This window comes from Evansella clarkii, assembly GCF_002019695.1.
GTDB classification, from domain to species: domain Bacteria; phylum Bacillota; class Bacilli; order Bacillales; family Salisediminibacteriaceae; genus Evansella; species Evansella clarkii.
Genome location: NZ_KV917376.1, coordinates 1,874,753 through 1,892,026, shown reverse-complemented (window position 1 = coordinate 1,892,026; position 17,274 = coordinate 1,874,753). Strand labels below are relative to the sequence as shown.

Here is a 17,274-nt window from a genome sequence, read left to right as displayed (position 1 = left end):
AAACGCAGGCTATTGCAACCTGCGTTTTCTTGTGTGTAAAACAGTAAACGCCATGGCAGCTCTGCCATGGCGTTTTTTGCTTAATAACCTGTACTTGCATAATTCAGTGCAACATTTAAATTAGAATTACGCTCCCTGACACTGTCGATGACCTCTTTGTCCTTAACTCCCTCTTTCACTTCCACTTCGTATTCAAGAGATATCATTGTACCCAGGTTCGTTGTCTGGACTCTCGTTAAGGAATAACTGAGAAAATACTGTTCAAACAAATCATCAAACATCCCGTCATATTGCAGGTTTTCCGGCACCGTAATTTTCAGAACTCGTGGTTCGCCCCCACGTTTCCCATAGTCAAATAAATATAAAATATAAATAAGTACACACAATGAAAATGTAAAGATAACCGCCAGCAGATAAAAACCTAACCCGCACGCAATCCCGGCTGCCATTCCAAAGAAAATGAAAGCAATATCTTTCGGGTCACTCATGGCACTCCTGAAACGAATAATTGAGAACGCACCAACCAGCCCGAAAGCAACCGCGATATTATTGCCAATAACGATCATAATAAGCGACACAACCACACCCATAATGATCACTGTCTGAACAAAAGACTGGGAATATCGCTGCCCCTTATAAGTCAGCTTGTACACCTGTGTAATAATAACAGTTAGTATAAAACTAAGAAAGACGGCTAAAAATCCGTCAACCAGTGTCAGTCTGGTTGTATTGTCATATTGATTAAAAAACTCAAGCAAACTGTCCATATATACTCTCCTTTAAACAATCACCTAACAGCTATATTATGTTTCTCCGTAAATTCTTCACCTTCCAGCAGTTCTACGGTTGTACAAAACTTAGACACACTCTTTTTTTCACAGCCCAGTTCGGCAAGCAGCCGGGATAACCAGAGTGGAACACTGAAATTCACCTTTACTTCAAGGATTACAAGTTCAGAATCCACGAAATGTATACCATGGGGACCGTTTTCAATCCGCAGGTCGTCCTTCCTGCATCTTAAATTATAGTCAAACGTCACCCTTAAATCTTCATCCTCAATTCCGGAAAAAGCCTGCCTGTCATAACTGACAATGTTATCAGGCATTAAATCATATAAGTTACGGAAGCTGTCTATTTCATTAAAAATTTGCCGGTTTGATATGTTAATAACATCTTCACCTGCAACTTCGTTATTAATATACTTGTATGCCTCTGCAAGATTAATACTTGTACGACGCTTATTCACTCTTTTTTTGTACTTTTTCTTTACTTCTAAATACGCTTTATCCTGGAGGGTGGCAGAATTATAGATTCTCAGGCGCAGCTTCTGGCGGTAGCGCTTTTTATTTTTCGTTTCAAAATAAATATCCCGGTTGGGAGAATCAAAATACAAACTGGTAATTGTATACCTGCCTTCCCCGTCACCAAACATATCAAAGGACATTCTCTCTTTCAGCCTCTCAGCAAGTGTTTCATACAGTTCAAAAGGGATTAAATACTTTATTTCATAGCGGCTGAAGATTTCCCCTGCCATGATAAACCTCCTCCAAAGCGGTAAAAAATTTGTTAAAGGACCTAAAAGATTAATAATATGTTAAAATTATGAAGATTATAGAACAATCGCCATTTATTATATAGTAATTTGACGAAAAAAGTAAACTTAAAGTTAATAATGTTAGTTCAGAAGACGGGGGATTTTATGAAACCAAGAAACTCTAAATACATTTTGATCATAATAATACCACTCTTACTTATTAGCTGGGCTGCGGCATACTGGGCTGCACCCGGACCAATAATTAACGATGCAAACCTGGAAGCAGCCATTAGAGAGGAAATAAATTACGAAAGAGGGGAAATCCGGCCAAATCAGCTTGCAGACATTGAAGAACTGACGATAAGGGACGCCGGAATCGTTGATCTGGACGGCATCGAACATCTTACATCACTAGTTTCCCTTGATTTAAGAGACAACTTTATTACTGATATCAGTTTACTAAGCGATCTGACTAATTTGAGAGAACTTAACCTGCGGGGAAACCGGATCCGGAATATTGAAGCACTGGCAGATCTCACATCATTGACTGAGTTAAACCTTAGGGAAAACGAAATAACAGATATTTCCTCTTTGGAAAATATGCACATGCTTGAGGACTTGAACTTGCGGCATAACCAAATATCTGACCTGGAACCATTAAGAAACCTCAGAAGCTTGACGGAACGCCTCTATATTGAAGGAAACCCAGTTACAGACTTGACCCCGGTGCTTGATTTTGCAGACGAAATTGTAGATACAGACTTTTATCCTGACACAGAGTTTGATCAGGATATATCCTCAGCCCCGGAAGTCTATCCTGTTTTTTCTCATGCCGGAGGGTTTTACGACGAGGAATTTAATCTCGAAATACAGGCAACTGTAGAGGATGCAGCAATTTATTACACGCTCGACGGCTCAGAACCTGATCCCGAAAACAATGAGGAAAATACTTACCTTTATGAAGAGCCTATTTTGATCGGTAAGAGAACCCAGGATGAACTGTCTCTCTCATATATTCCGTCGAATAATATAGCAGAAGGCAGCAGGGCCTGGAATGAGCCTTTACAACCGACCGCCCCTGCTACAGTTGTAAGAGCAGTTATGCAAAGTGAAAATGGGGCTTTAAGTGATATCATTACAAACTCATTTTTTTTAAAACAGGAGACACCATTGCCAGTGGTGTCAATCACCACACATCCTGATAACTTGTTCAATGACGATTCAGGTATATATGTAGCTGGTACAAGTTATGAGCCAAATAGTGAAAACCCAGAAGCCACGGGTAACTTTTATGAAAGAGGCAGGGAATGGGAACGGCCGATCCATATTGAATATTTTGAAGCGGGTGGAGAGCTCGCCTTTTCACAGGAAGCAGGCATAAGAATACATGGGAACTTTACAAGAAGATTTCCACAAAAATCACTTCGATTATATTCCAGAAGCGATTATGGAGAAAGCAGATTCAGTCATCAATTTTTCGAGACAAAAGAAATGGACGATTTTAACCGGCTGCTGTTAAGGAACTCCGGGAATGACTGGGGAACAACCATGTTCAGAGATGCAGCCATGCAAAGCCTCGTACATCATCTGGACCTCGATACACAGCATTATCAGCCAGCAGTAGTTTATCTGAATGGAGAGTACTGGGGCATCCACAATATACGTGACCGGCACGATAAACACTACTTAGAGACACATTATGGTGCAGACAGAGATGATTTCACCATTTTGAGTGCAAATGCAGAACTGGATGATGGCTCGCCTGATGGTCAGGAAAATTACATCTCTATGCTTGAGTACATTGAAGAAAACGGCTTAGAGGAAGAGGAACACTATGAGCATATAAGAACGTTAATGGATATTGATAACTTTATTCAGTATTATGTTGTACAAATATATAATGCTAACACCGACTGGCCGCATAATAATATCAGTTACTGGAGATATGAAAATCCTTATAATGAAGAAAGTCGGCCAGATAAACTGGACGGCCGCTGGCGCTGGTTCTTATTTGATGTAGATAGGTCGCTAGGATACGTAGAGTACGACCACAATACAATTGAAATGGTGACAGACCGCTTTAACCATGTAAGGGAAGAAGAAGAGTGGCCTAACTTCCTCTTCCGTGAGCTTTTGAAAAATGACCAGTTTAAGCAAAAGTTTCTTACAGCACTAGCGGATCATTTGAATACTACTTTTTCACCTGAAAGAGTTGTTAATGTTATTAATGATCTCGCAGCGGGAATAGAACCAGAAATGGATAACCATATAAATAGATGGGGCATTCCTGAGAGTATGGATGAATGGGAAGAAAATGTGGAAATTATGCGTGAATTCGCATTGAACAGACCTGAAGCTGTCCGCGAATACACGGTGGAACATTTTAACTTAAACGGAATGGCCACCTTAACAATCCACTCAGATTCTGAACGTGGAACAGTTAAGGTGAATTCTATTATTATTGATGAGGACACCCTGGGAATTACAGATCCTAATGAGTGGACAGGGGAATTCTTTGCTGGAGTTCCGGTAACTTTGACTGCCGAACCCGCAGATGGTTATGAATTTGCCGGATGGTCCGGACAGCTAATTGAAAGCTCCGATACTATTGAATTGCTTTTAAATGAGGACCTAGTAGTAGAGGTAATTTTTGATAAATTAGATTAGTCATTACTCAAAGCTTTAAATTCATCAGATTTTTGCATTTTTTATAAGACGCCGACACAAGCAGGTAAATACTTATCACTTCTTTCTTTTATAATAGTAGAAGAACACTTGTGAAAATATATGATGGAAAATGTATTAATAATATTACTAAGGATTACATGGGATAAAAGTATAAATGATAAGCTATTATTTAAATAGGACCAGGTGAATTTTTCCTGGTCCTTTTTATCAAATATAAATCAATTATTACAGTTGCAAGACTTTTACCTTATGTTAGTTTTGAGACAAAATACAAAGGGAATTAGTCTAGTCAAAAGATAAACAAACCAGCTGAGGGAAGTTTGTAAGTTCCTTCCATGGACACACTACTCTATCATATTTCGAATAAATTCTTTAAGTTACTTAAATCAGATGGAAGGGTGTACGGCTATGTATATAGGTTACATGCGAAAAAGAAGCAAACCAAAAAAGTTTGCAAAGCTTGTTGCTAAGGCTGCTAAATATCATGGGATTGATCTATTTCATTTCGGTCCGGAAGATGTGGATATAGAAAATAGAATTATAACCGGGAAAGTTTTAGTTGATGATGAATGGGAATCAAGGCAGCTGCCGCCTCCCGCTTTTATCGACTACTCAACCTTCTGCAATAAATACAAGGAAGTAGTTGAATTTTTAAAGGAAAACAGTATTTTATCTAATAGACGATTAGGATCAAAATATAATATATATAAAAAAATTCTGGAAGACGGGGAATTCGCTCACTTAATTATTCCTACCATAGTGACCGAAGATCCTTCAGAGGTTTATGACTTTCTGGATAAATATAAGGAAATTATTCTTAAACCTAAAAATGGCCAGCGAGGTGAAGGCATATATAAACTTTCTTTAAGAGATGGCCATTATTTTCTAGCTGTAAATAAGGAGGAAAAAACTCTTTCAAAAGAAGAAGCAGATGATTTTTTAAACAATAAGATCAATGTGAAGCATTATTTATATCAAAAGTGCATACATTCGAAATCAAAGTCAGAAGAACCTTTTGATGTACGGATTAGGCTGGAGAAAAACGGAAAAGGCGAATGGGAGGTTGCTATTTATCTTGTAAGAATTGGTACTGGAAATAAGGTAGTATCTAACATTACCCAGGGTGGCAGCGCCAGCCAATTAGATCCATTTTTACAGGCTAATTATGGAGATGACTGGAAAAAAATAAAACGTCATATTAAGGAAGTTGCCCGTACTTTTCCTTACAAATTGGAGAAAATATTTAATACGAATTTGCAAGCTTTGGGAGTTGATGTTGGAATTGACAGTGACCATAAAGTTTATTTCTTTGAAGCAAATACGGCCCCTGGACTGGACTTTGGCATGGGAGAAGTTGCTGTTTTAAAAGCGGAGTATTATAACTATGTAGCAAAAGAAATCCTTGGACACAAGAAGAGGGATAAATCCGGGAAACCTGTAATAACACAGTTAAAGCAAGATTTTAAAGAACGTTTCTCCATAAAATAGAATCGATTTTATTCCCAAACTCCCCTTGTACAGGGTTACTAGTTAAAAAACGTTAGCATTTAATTAATCAGTTCAATGGAAGCATGTAGACATCTAATGTTTACATGCCCTTTTTATTGTTAGCTGCAGAGGAAAGATGTGGTCGTTCTTATCGGTAGGATTCATGGCCCTGAAAAAAGGAAAATAAATATTCAAAATTTCTTTGAGAAAAATTTCATTCCCTTGTCTGATATATAAAATTATTTAACTTGATCTGTATCAAACTTTATAAGAAAAAGTTTAGTGAAGGTGAGCTATAAGGTCAGAAGTCCGGAAGTCCTTATGCTGATCAGGCTGAAATAAACTTTATGAAAAGTAAGTTTACTGCTCCTATTTTGCTATGATAAGCACGCCATTATCTTCTGAAGAAAACTTTGAATTTTTAAGATAGGTTTCAAAAGCGTAGTTTTAAATTGAAAGTGTAGTAGGGAATAGCATGTATGAAATCTTGACTGTTATAGAGGCGTCCATGTTGCATCCTTCCTACTAACTTGCCCTAGTTGCTTCATTTATATAAAAGGTAGTACAAAACATTGTAACGATATACAAGAAAATAGCCTGCAACTCTCTGTAAGAATTCCAGGCTAAATAATTATTTTTTTTTATTATTGTAATATTTAACAGTTTGCTCGAGTCCATCTTTTAAAGAAACCCCAGGCTTCCAGTTAAAGTCAGCTGATAATCTGCTGTTATCCAGGTAACTGTACTTAATGTCGCCTGGCCTCTCTTCCTCAAATTGCTGTTTGTTTTCAGCAACAGTAATGTCACATAGTGTACTGAGCAGTTCTTGAACACTTGTCTCGCTGCAGGTGCTTACATTATAGACTGCATTATCAATTGCTGGTTTATCTTTGTTAGTTAAGCAATTAACAACTGCCTCGGCAATATCTTTAACATAAATAAAATCCCTTGTCTGTTTACCATCGCCAAAGATAACCGGCCTCTTTCCCTGAAGAAGCTGCTCGATGAAAATAGAAATTACACCAGCTTCAGTATGGGGGCTTTGCCGTGGTCCGAACACATTGGCGAATCGCAAAGCAAAAACGTTTATGCCATATAACCGGCCATACGCTTTTACATACTCTTCCCCTGCAAGCTTTGAGACCCCATAGGGAGAGAGTGGATTAGTCGCCGCATTTTCGGTAATGGGGAGCTGTTCTGCGTGCCCATATACGGCCGCAGAGGAAGCATAAACGAAAGAGTTTATATTATTCTTCCTGCAAAGTTCAAGCAAGTTTATTGTTCCCTGAATGTTTATATTAGCATCAGTTCCCGGATCCTCTACAGATGGTCCTACTTTACTTTGTGCCGCTAAGTGAACTACCCCGTTAATATCCTTATGCTTATTAAATACTTCATTTAGTCCAAGGTTATCAGTAATATCCGTTTCTTCGAGCTTCACGTCTTTATTTAAGTTCTCATAGCTTCCGGTGCTCATATTATCAACGACAATAACTTCTTTCTCCTGTTCTATAAGGAGATCAACAACATGGGAACCAATAAAGCCGGCGCCTCCAGTTACTAATATTTTATCCATGAGGATACCTCTCTTTGTTAAATAAAATTATGATTTATTGTATTTTGCATCATTTAGCATTCATGGATACACTCTGTCTTTTCTTTTTGGAAACAGCAGCAGGCTTTTTCTTTTCCGCAGTACCTTCTGCTTTCGTCTTATCAAATAAAACGATAAATGTTTTCAGCAAAATAAGAATATCCAGCCAGAAACTATAGTTTCTGATGTAGTATAAGTCAAAACGGAGCTTGTCATCTACTTCAGTGCTGTATTTCCCCATGATTTGTGCGTAACCTGTAATACCTGGCTGCACAGTATTTCGGTATCCATAATGGTAGTACTGCTTAGACAGCTGCTTAATGAAATATCCACGCTCCGGCCTCGGACCCACAAGTGACATGTCGCCCTTTAAAACATTGAACAACTGAGGAAGTTCATCGAGTCTTGTAGCCCTGATAAATCTGCCTATTTTTGTTATTCTTGCGTCATTCTCTGTGGCAAGCACCGGACCAGTTTTGCTCTCAGCACCTTCTATCATGGAACGGAATTTATAAATAGTAAACGGTTTATTGTTCTTACCGAACCTTTCCTGCTTATAAATAATACTCCCTTTTGGATCTTCAAATTTTACCATCAATGCAGTAATTAATAGTATCGGAGAAGCTAAAAGAATGAGGATCCCTGAAGCAACCATATCGAATACTCTCTTGACAAGTGCCTGGTCCCAGGTAAGTCCAAACGGTTTCACAGACATAACAAGCGTGTCTTCCATCGGACTTACGTGTGAACGCTGCATTAAAAGCTCATATAAAGTAGGAATAACATAAACTACTTTATTTACTTCCATAGAATGATAGATAATTTCCGACTTCATCTCTTTACTAATACTGGTACAAAGGATGACATAATCTACCTGTTTAATCTGGTGCTTGATTTTATCCATAGAAGTATTCGGCTGTATGTGCTTAATATGAGTGCCTTTCACCATCGGATGCTTAATTTTAGCAATCATCCGCTGTGAATTTTCATCATCACCGATTAGTAAAACTTTCCCTACTATATTTCTTCTTGTAAGCTTCAAATATAGTAATTTCGCTCCTGTCATCAATACAATTGTGAACACTGTCGCAATTAAGATAACAGAACGTGGCATGGCAAACTCTCTGAATAAGTAGGAAGCTGACATAGTTAGAAATGACATGAATGTAACAGCAACTACAATTTTTATCACTATGTCCCACAATGTATTTTTTCTGTCCAGGGCGTAAAGTTCATAAACGGAAATAAAGAACAGCCCTATTAGAAGAATCCACGGCAACAGCGACACAAAGGAATCCCAGTTTCTTTCCGGAAAACCGCTGTATCGTATATAGAAAGCCCCTATATAGGCTGCCAGAATACACAGCAGATCCATAAGGATGATTATAACTTTATGATTTCTTAATTCACTGATGCTGGGCATGTTTTTTCTCTCCCTTGTTTGGTTACGCCTTTAACTATCACTTTGAAACTTACATCTATAGACGTTAATTACCCCCTTATGTTACACCATAAAACAAAAGGGGGATTTAGGTAATTAAATTTAATTGTCTGGTTCTGCGTTTAAAAATCCACCCCGGTTATTTTAACATATTTGTTCAGGGCGAAGTAGAAAATTTTTATGAAAAAATGTGGTTAAGTGCTTAGTTAAGCTGTTTTCCGATTACTTCCTTTAAGTAATGGGAAACATCTTCGGAAAGATCTTCACGCTGGAGTGCAAAATCAATTGTTGCTTTAATAAACCCAAATTTATCTCCTACATCATAACGCACGCCGTCAAAATTATAGGCAAGTACTACTTGCTGCTGGTTTAACACTTTGATCGCGTCTGTCAGTTGAATCTCGTTACCAGCTCCCGGCGGAAGATTTTCAAGAATATCAAAAATTTCTGGCCTTAAAACATATCTTCCCATAATAGCGTAGTTAGATGGCGCTTCTTCTTTAGAAGGCTTTTCAACAAGAGTTTCTGCGTGAATTACTTTCGGTTCTATCTCAGCACCTTTTGGCGCAACAATTCCGTATTTAGATACATCCTGGTCTGGTACTGTCTGAACTCCCACCACAGAAGAATGGTACCTGTCGTAGACATCAATTAATTGCTTTAAACAAGGCGTATTTGACTGAACAATATCATCACCAAGTAAAACAGCAAAGGGTTCATTCCCTACAAACTTCCTCGCACACCAGATAGCATGTCCAAGTCCATTTGGCTCTTTCTGGCGGATGTAATGAATATTCGTCATACTGGAAATTGCCTGAACCTCTTCAAGGAGCTGCATTTTATTTTTCTTCTCGAGAGTCTCCTCTAATTCAAAAGATTTGTCGAAATGGTCTTCAATTGCCCGTTTACCTCTACCGGTTACAACGATAATATCCTCAATACCTGATTCTATAGCTTCTTCAATAATATATTGGATAGTAGGCTTATCTACTATTGGCAGCATTTCTTTCGGCTGTGCTTTTGTTGCAGGCAGGAATCTTGTTCCAAGTCCTGCAGCTGGAATGATTGCTTTTTTTACTTGCATTATAAATCTCCTTCCTCAAAAATTCTACAAAATATATATAAATTCTACGCATTCTTACTTAACTCATACTATTATAATACGAATAAGTACTCGAGCCAAGTCACCGTTCGATGAAAACTATTGAATAGTGTTATAAATAAGTTTAAACTAGCAAATAATTATAGCAACATAATACAAATAAAGAAAAACCCTTAGCTCACTAACGCTAAGGGTTCAAGAAATGTTCTATCTGTATTGCGGGATGTCTAAATGGAGATTGTAAGTACCTACTTGCTGATAAAGGTTAAAAATATTACCAACTTGTTTAGAAGCCCATCCTATATCGGTAGCATACTGTCTTCCAAAAGTTCCACCTTGCATAGCAGCAGGATTCCACCGCATTTTATATAATGTGTTTTGGCCAGCCTGGATATACCTGTTGCCGATAAACTCGGCTCCTCCGATGATAGCAAGGTACGGACTCGTCCATCCTCTATCAAAAGCTTCCCTTGCACCACATTCAACAGGACAGTGATCAAATGCCCCAACACCATACATATTATAAACTGTCACACCATTATATCTTACTCCGCTTGCCAACTGCGAGGTACCATGGCCAGTCTCTAATATCGCATGAGAAATCAAATAAAGTTCATTAACGCCATGCGCTCGACCTGCATCGATGAATGCTTGTCCTTGATTTTCAAGAATGCCCTTCCCACGTAAAGCGGCATTTAATACAGTTGCGGAAGCCCCACTAGATTTCGATAAATCCAGAAATTGAAACCTTGCTCTTTCATCGTTAATGAAATTAGTAGGATCCAAATAATACATAACATCTTCAGGTTTAGCATTAACGAATTGACGAGTGTTAGTAAAATGGATTTGATACCAACCATTAGTTTCTCCAATCACAGAAACTCTGTCCCCTCGGCTTAGTTGTCCAACAATCCAATAATTTGTCCCTGGTCCACCACGGACGTTTAACGTAGTAGCTGTAACTTCATTATTATTATTAATATGAGACTTAGAAACATACGTATTATAATTATTAGTTGTTTGTGGTGATGCAGTTAGCTGAATATTTAATGCTTCTGCAAGCGTAAGGTTATATGGAGTATACACAACCCGCTCGGAGGAAGTCAGTAAGCCGTTTAGGTGCGAAACTGTCACGGCATCAGCAATCCCATTTACAGCCAAACCATTCGCTTTTTGGAACTCACGAACTACTCTTTCTGTATCCGAGCCGTAATAGGTAGTTGGATTGCTCCAGTGAGCGCCAAAGCCCGCTTTCATTAAGTCTTGTTTAAATGACTGGACTTCACTGCTTCTGGCCCCTAACTGCAATGGACTTGAAAGGACTTCGTTTATCTTATTCAGTGTAGCCTGATCTCCACGGCCATTGACAGATAATCCGTAGTAGCTCTGAAACTCTCGTACTACCTTTTCTGTATCCGGACCAAAATAAGTAGTTGGATTCGACCAGTGGGTGCCAAAACCAAGGCTCATCAGATCGCGTTTAAAGTCAACCACACTCTGATGTCTTGCTCCGAACTCTAGTGTTGGAGGCTGAAGCTCCTGCACTTTCCGGAGTGTGACTTCCTCACCGATGCCACTTACAGCCAGTCCGTTGGCTTTTTGAAACTCACGAACTACTCTTTCCGTATCCGAGCCGAAATAGGTAGTTGGATTGCTCCAGTGAGTGCCAAAGCCCGCTTTCATTAAGTCTTGTTTAAATGACTGGACTTCATTGCTTCGTTTACCAAGCTGCAATGGACTTGAAAGGACTTCGTTTATCTTATTCAGTGTAGCCTGATCTCCACGGCCATTGACAGACAGTCCGTAATAGCGCTGAAACTCACGCACTACCTTTTCTGTATCCGGTCCAAAATAAGTAGTTGGATTCGACCAGTGGGTGCCAAATCCAAGGCTCATCAGATCGTGTTTAAAGTCAACCACACTCTGATGCCTTGTACCAAACTCTAATTTAACATTTGGTGCGTGGCTTTGTGGCAAAAGTTCTTCTATCTTCCTTAGGGTCACCTCGTCCGCAATCCCGTTAACAGCAAGGCTGTTAGTTTCCTGAAATTCCCTGACTACTTTTTCCGTATCCGAACCAAAGTAAGTAGTTGGGTTTGTCCAGTGCGTGCCGAAACCAATTCTCATCAGGTCCTCTTTTAAAGACTGGACGTCACTGCTTCTTGCCCCGAACTGAAAAGGACTTGAAAGCACCTCGTTCATCTTTTGGAGAGTTGCCTGATCTCCCTTACCAGTGACGGCCAGACCGTAGTATTCCTGAAGCTGACGGACTACTTTCTCTGTATCAGGACCGAAATATGTCGTAGGGTTTGTCCAGTGCGTACCGAATCCAAGCTTCATTAAATCATGCTTGAAATCTACTATTCTCTCATTCCTATCGCCGAATTGAAATTCCTCACTCATTATAGCCTGGCTATTCATGCTAAAAGAAGAAATAGTTGCTTCTTCCTCAGTTGCAATAGTTTCTTCAGGAGTGTGATTTTCAGATTCCTCGATTATAATTGTTTCATCTCGAGTCTCTGAAGGGATAATATCCTCTTTCTCTTCGTCTATAGTAATGCTGTCACTTTGGTTCCCTGATTCATCAGTTGATATTGCATTTTCTTCTGCTTCGCTCTTATTGTTAGTCTCTTCTTGTGATACTTCATTGTTTTCCTCAGATTCTAAACCGGTGGTTAATAGTTTTACCGAAAATGTTTTTTTAACATTGTTCCCTGCTAAATCTTCAATAAAGAGGTTTAAAGTGCTTTCTCCTGTGGTAAATATACCTTTAAGGGAAAAATTGCCCTCTGCATCAACAGGTATCTCTCCCTCATTATATAACTCACCATCTGCAACAAGTGAGTAATTGAAAGATCTAATAGAAGAATCTATCTTTGGAAACGAAGAGCCTAACATCCCATACAGAGAGTTTTGTTCTATGATGATTGAATCACCAGTATGCTCTTCACTAAACTCAATAGATGGTAAATCTCTGTCTATAAAAATGCGTTCTGTTTCTGTAACAGTAGAAATAATGTCTTCTTCTTCCCCATTAACTTTCTCTGTTAAAAGAGTAATATAATAAGTGTTATTAGGAAGATAAGTACGCTTTTCCGAATACTCTTCTTCAGTTAATACGCTAAAGACTGTCAGATCCCAATTAAATTGAATTTCTTCTTCATGCATTTCCTCCCATTTATTAATTAGACCTACAGATTCTCCTGTTTCACTATCAACTGCGTAAAGACTAATAGTTTCGACAGGTGTATCCAAGTTTATTGAAATAGTATAACCTTCTAAATGATCTTCCTGATTAATAGGTTCTATTTCCACGGATGCCTGTTGATCGTTTTCGCTCCCGCTTGCAAGAGCACTCATATTGGCTGGGAGAAGAATTAATGAAATTAAAAAGTAAATAAGAATCCGTTTTATCATCTTCTTTGACAAGCACGTCACTCCTTTTCAAGCTATCAATATATTAAGTTGTATTAAGGTAAGTTATGCTAATTTATTCAGCTCCTTCCATCATTCGACCTTAAAATCTATTTTAATACTATATCTTTCTTTTTTCTATTACAATTTTATTAAGTTTTTCATTATAAGTTATTTTTTGGAATTCGTTTCTATACTATTATTCTACATAAAAAACCTATTTAATTTTATGTTCAAAATTAAATAGGTTCCTAACGGATTATTCAAGGAGAAAGTAGTAAAAGATGTATATATATAAAATTAGTTATAATTTAGTTTTATTCTTTAAAAGATAGTGATCGATAACCGCTCCTGCCATATCACGGTTTTTACCCTTATATGGAAAATGTGCTAAAGGTGCTGGGGAATATTCGATTTCGCTAATAATATGATTATCTATATCAGGTTTTGCTGAAATATCTGGTGTAATCACATCCACTCCACCGTATTCGACACCGGGGATAGCCGCTACTGCCTTGACTGCCATAGACAGAAATTCAGGATGAGCAACATCTGTTACATCCACACTATCTCCGCCTGCTGAAAGATTTGATTGACTGCGTAAAATAACATGCTCCCCTTTACCAGGAACATAATCTAGTGTTATTTCTTTTTTTACTAAAAGGTCAAGTTGCTCGTGTTCTTCCGGTATTAAATAATTTGATAAATAAGGATTTTCAGCTCTTTCCTCATTTTTTAACTGGATCAGCTGAAGCACTGTGGATTGTCCATTCCCAACTACATTAGCACGTTTACGGTGTGTGGCAGAGACAACTTTATTACCAACTACAAAAAGACGAAAATCATCCCCGTTTACATGTCGTTCAATCAGTAATTGTTTTGCTTTCCTGTTACTTTTATAAGCATTAAATCCCTTTTCCCAAGCAGTTTGAAACTCATCTATAGATTTAATGTTCGTTGTTATACCTTTTCCTCTTGACATATTTGTTGGTTTAACAACCACTGGAAAACCTATTTTATTAATATAACTCACGGCCTGGTTATATTCATAAAATCCAAAGACTTCAGATTCCACTACAGATATATCCTTACCTTTCAAAATGTACCTGGCATCATGCTTTCTGTCACACAAATACTTTCCTATTCTGCTGGAACTAATACCATTCATCTGCGTAAACGCAAAAGTATGTCCGTAGTTTGTATGGACGATTATTATTTTTTCAGATAACCTGTCCACTTTATGTCCTCTCTTTAGAGCAGCATACTCCACCAATGCCGATTTCATACCGATCCCTTCTTCTTGCCGCTCCTTTACAAAGTCGGCTTCTGGTGGCATTTCCACAGAGTTTGTATGATCTGTAATAGATAGTTTGTTTGCATTTATATTACCAGTGTTATTTTTTTTAAAAAATGATAATATTCCCATGGTGCCCTCCAAATAAAACGATATTTATTACTTTGCCAGAAAGGGAAGTATATTGAAACATCCTCCCCCATAAAAGGCTTCTCGGTTAAAGAAGGAACCTTTTAATCCTGCTTGTCACCTTACGTTTAAAATTGAACAATTGTTCCCTAACTCAACTGCCTTTTTTGCTAAAAGCAATACTGGATCAATTACCGGCAGTCTTACGTTGTTATCGTCTAATACTAGGCTTAATTCCGTACACCCTGCAATAACAGCCTCAATATTTTTCTCTTTCAAAGTATTTATGATGGTAATTATTTCATCGGTTGTCTCTTTAGATGTATTTCCTGCTTTTATACCGTTTTCACTGTAGATCGTATTCATGAGTTTTCCTTGATTATCTTCGTCGGGCACAATAATCTCTTTTGAGATATATTTATTGTATACTCCTGATTTTACAGAACCGGTAGTTGCCAGTAATCCTATTTTACTAATTGAAGGGTAAAAAGACTTAAAATAACTTTCCACTAGTTCAATAGCATTTACAATCGGCACCGGAGATTCTTTTTGCAATTCCTCTAAAAAAGAATGAGCTGTCATACATGGTATAATTACTACCTCTGCTCCCGCATAATATAATTTTTTAATATTATTTATCATCCTCGGGAGAGGAGATTCCCCTTTCCCAAGTATATAATTAGTTCGGTCAGGGATTTGGGGATCATTTATAATTATCATATTCACATGTTCCTGATCAGTTTTTGCTACTGTGTTGTTTACAATTCTATTAAAAAGTTCTCCAGTAGCTGCAGGACCCATTCCGCCTAATATTCCAATAACCTTTTGTGGCATCCCTTTCACTTCACTTTCTATCAAAATAATATCGTTGCGGGAGTAATGAAGTTAATTTTTGTTTTTGCTTGTAAGAATATCTCTAACCGGCTGCGTATAACGCCAAATTCGGCTGTTTTTTATTTTATTTAGTTCCTTTTCTGCTTTTACTTTTTCTTGTTTAATTTCCAAGTTAAGATTACTAATTTCCTCTAACTGTTGTTTGTTAGCAACGATTATATCATTTCTCTCATTTAATTGAGTTTTTAAGTTTTCAATTTCTTTTTTGTATTCTTCAATTTCCTTGTGATTTTTCTTTTTTTGATTTTTCTCAGAGTCATCAAGTATCTCAAAGCTGGACATAACCATTTCAGGCCATGGCTCTTCCCTTACTTCTTTTACATTTGTTCTCTCTGTGCCTTCTACACATATTAATTTAAACCGGTCTAAGTCTAGACTCTCTTTACCACATACTACTACTTCGATACTACCGTCCTCAGTATTTTTAACCCAGCCACTTAAACTAAATTCAAATGCTTTTCTTCTTATATATTGCCGAAATCCGACTCCCTGTACTTCTCCAATTATAGTATATTTCTTTGCCGAAAGGTCTCCCTTCGCGGGAGGAGCAATTTTAATCTCACTTGTAATCCCACTTGCTAGTGGCTCTTGTATACTTTTGAAATTAAAGTACATTCTACTCTTTTGATTTTGATCGTTAATGGTTTCAGGGAAGTAGTAATCAATAATTGCCGATGGTATATCACGAGCCTTTCCTTCCATCGGATAAATATGTGACCCGACTATAGCAGTAGGATTAATCTCAATTAATACAGTATTTGTTTTATCTGATATTATATCTACGCCAGCATGAGGCAAACCTGGTACTGCTTTTAAAGAGTTAATAGCAACCTGTTTCATTTCTTCTGTTAATTCGTCAGTAGCATCTACGGAATCTCCACCAGAGGAAAGGTTACTTTTTCCTTTCAAGAATATAATTTCATCTTTTTTGGGTATGCTTTCCATAGTATAGTTAAGCTTTTGTATCATGCTGTCTACTTCCTTATCTACGTTAATCAATCTAGTGTAAAGATAAGGGTTCTTTTTTCTTCTGCGATTTTTTTTAGCTATTAGTTCACGGATGGTATTTTTACCGTCCCCCACCACATTTGCTGATTTTCTTTTAACTGCCCCAACAACTTTGTCACCTATTACATACACACGATAGTCTTCTCCGCAAATAAATTGCTCTACAATGATATCCTTAAAATTAAGTTCAGAACGTACATACAGAACTGCCTCTCTCAAAGCAGCCTCATCATTTAAATTAGTCATTACCCCTTGGCCTAGACTGCCTGAGGTAGGTTTAACAACTAATGGAAAGCCCAGACTTGTACCATACTCAATTATCTCTTCATCAGATACTGGCGCTTCAAACCTTTTGCCTTCCGGAAACGGTACATTACTCTTTTTTAACCATTTTTTTGTCTCTTCTTTATTTCTGGTTATATCAACCGCCTCATTTGTAACTAAATCTCCTCTTGACCTAAAAAAATAATGTGTTCTATCTTTTGAGCTCAGTGAAAAGAACTTCCCATTGTAGCTATTACCTAATTTCTTAATATTATTTACGTTATTAGAATTCGAATACCATGTAAGAGTTAAGCCACGACGCCAGCCCTCTAATGCAATTAAATAAGCACAAAGTTTAAAACCACGTACCCCTTTTACTACCTCTCTGTTGAGGTGAGGCAGCCAAACTGAAATGTTTTTCACC

Annotated in this window: 11 protein-coding genes; 2 read left to right on the top strand and 9 right to left on the bottom strand. The window is 37.8% G+C overall.

Annotated features, from left to right (window positions below; genetic code table 11):
* Positions 1-80: 80 nt before the first annotated feature.
* Entirely contained in the window at positions 81-767 is a 687-nt protein-coding gene (locus BK582_RS08490) for a DUF4956 domain-containing protein (RefSeq protein ID WP_078594255.1), read from the bottom strand.
* A 20-nt stretch (positions 768-787) separates the two neighbouring features.
* Complete coding sequence (locus tag BK582_RS08485) at positions 788-1,534, bottom strand: polyphosphate polymerase domain-containing protein (RefSeq protein WP_078594253.1); 747 nt, start codon at positions 1,532-1,534, stop codon at positions 788-790.
* Positions 1,535-1,672: 138 nt separating this feature from the next.
* On the opposite strand from BK582_RS08485, the gene BK582_RS08480 reads away from it, so the two are divergent.
* Entirely contained in the window at positions 1,673-4,201 is a 2,529-nt protein-coding gene (locus BK582_RS08480; RefSeq protein ID WP_139368227.1) for a CotH kinase family protein, read from the top strand.
* 540 nt (positions 4,202-4,741) lie between these two features.
* On the top strand, positions 4,742-5,710 hold the full coding sequence (locus tag BK582_RS08475; protein ID WP_218190715.1) for a YheC/YheD family protein: 969 nt from the start codon (positions 4,742-4,744) through the stop codon (positions 5,708-5,710).
* Between the two features lie 631 nt (positions 5,711-6,341).
* On the opposite strand, the gene BK582_RS08470 is transcribed toward BK582_RS08475, so the two are convergent.
* The 7 genes from BK582_RS08470 to BK582_RS08440 form a co-directional block, all read right to left on the bottom strand.
* A complete protein-coding gene (locus BK582_RS08470) occupies positions 6,342-7,286 on the bottom strand; it encodes an NAD-dependent epimerase/dehydratase family protein (protein WP_078594247.1) in 945 nt (314 codons plus the stop codon).
* A 49-nt stretch (positions 7,287-7,335) separates the two neighbouring features.
* Positions 7,336-8,727, bottom strand: a complete 1,392-nt coding sequence (locus BK582_RS08465; RefSeq protein WP_078594245.1) for a sugar transferase — start codon at positions 8,725-8,727, stop codon at positions 7,336-7,338.
* A gap of 220 nt (positions 8,728-8,947) precedes the next feature.
* On the bottom strand, positions 8,948-9,829 hold the full coding sequence (galU, locus tag BK582_RS08460) for a UTP--glucose-1-phosphate uridylyltransferase GalU (protein WP_078594243.1): 882 nt from the start codon (positions 9,827-9,829) through the stop codon (positions 8,948-8,950).
* Positions 9,830-10,054: 225 nt separating this feature from the next.
* Positions 10,055-13,264: a peptidoglycan-binding protein gene (locus BK582_RS08455; RefSeq protein ID WP_218190714.1), complete on the bottom strand. Its 3,210-nt coding sequence runs from the start codon at positions 13,262-13,264 to the stop codon at positions 10,055-10,057.
* A gap of 301 nt (positions 13,265-13,565) precedes the next feature.
* Positions 13,566-14,687 carry an ATP-binding protein gene (locus tag BK582_RS08450; RefSeq protein WP_078594239.1) on the bottom strand — a complete coding sequence of 374 codons (1,122 nt, stop codon included), beginning with the start codon at positions 14,685-14,687 and terminating at the stop codon, positions 13,566-13,568.
* Positions 14,688-14,801: 114 nt separating this feature from the next.
* Positions 14,802-15,542, bottom strand: a complete 741-nt coding sequence (gene cuyB / locus BK582_RS08445) for a cysteate racemase (protein ID WP_218190713.1) — start codon at positions 15,540-15,542, stop codon at positions 14,802-14,804.
* A gap of 27 nt (positions 15,543-15,569) precedes the next feature.
* Complete coding sequence (locus BK582_RS08440) at positions 15,570-17,273, bottom strand: acylphosphatase (RefSeq protein ID WP_139368226.1); 1,704 nt, start codon at positions 17,271-17,273, stop codon at positions 15,570-15,572.
* Position 17,274: the final 1 nt, after the last annotated feature.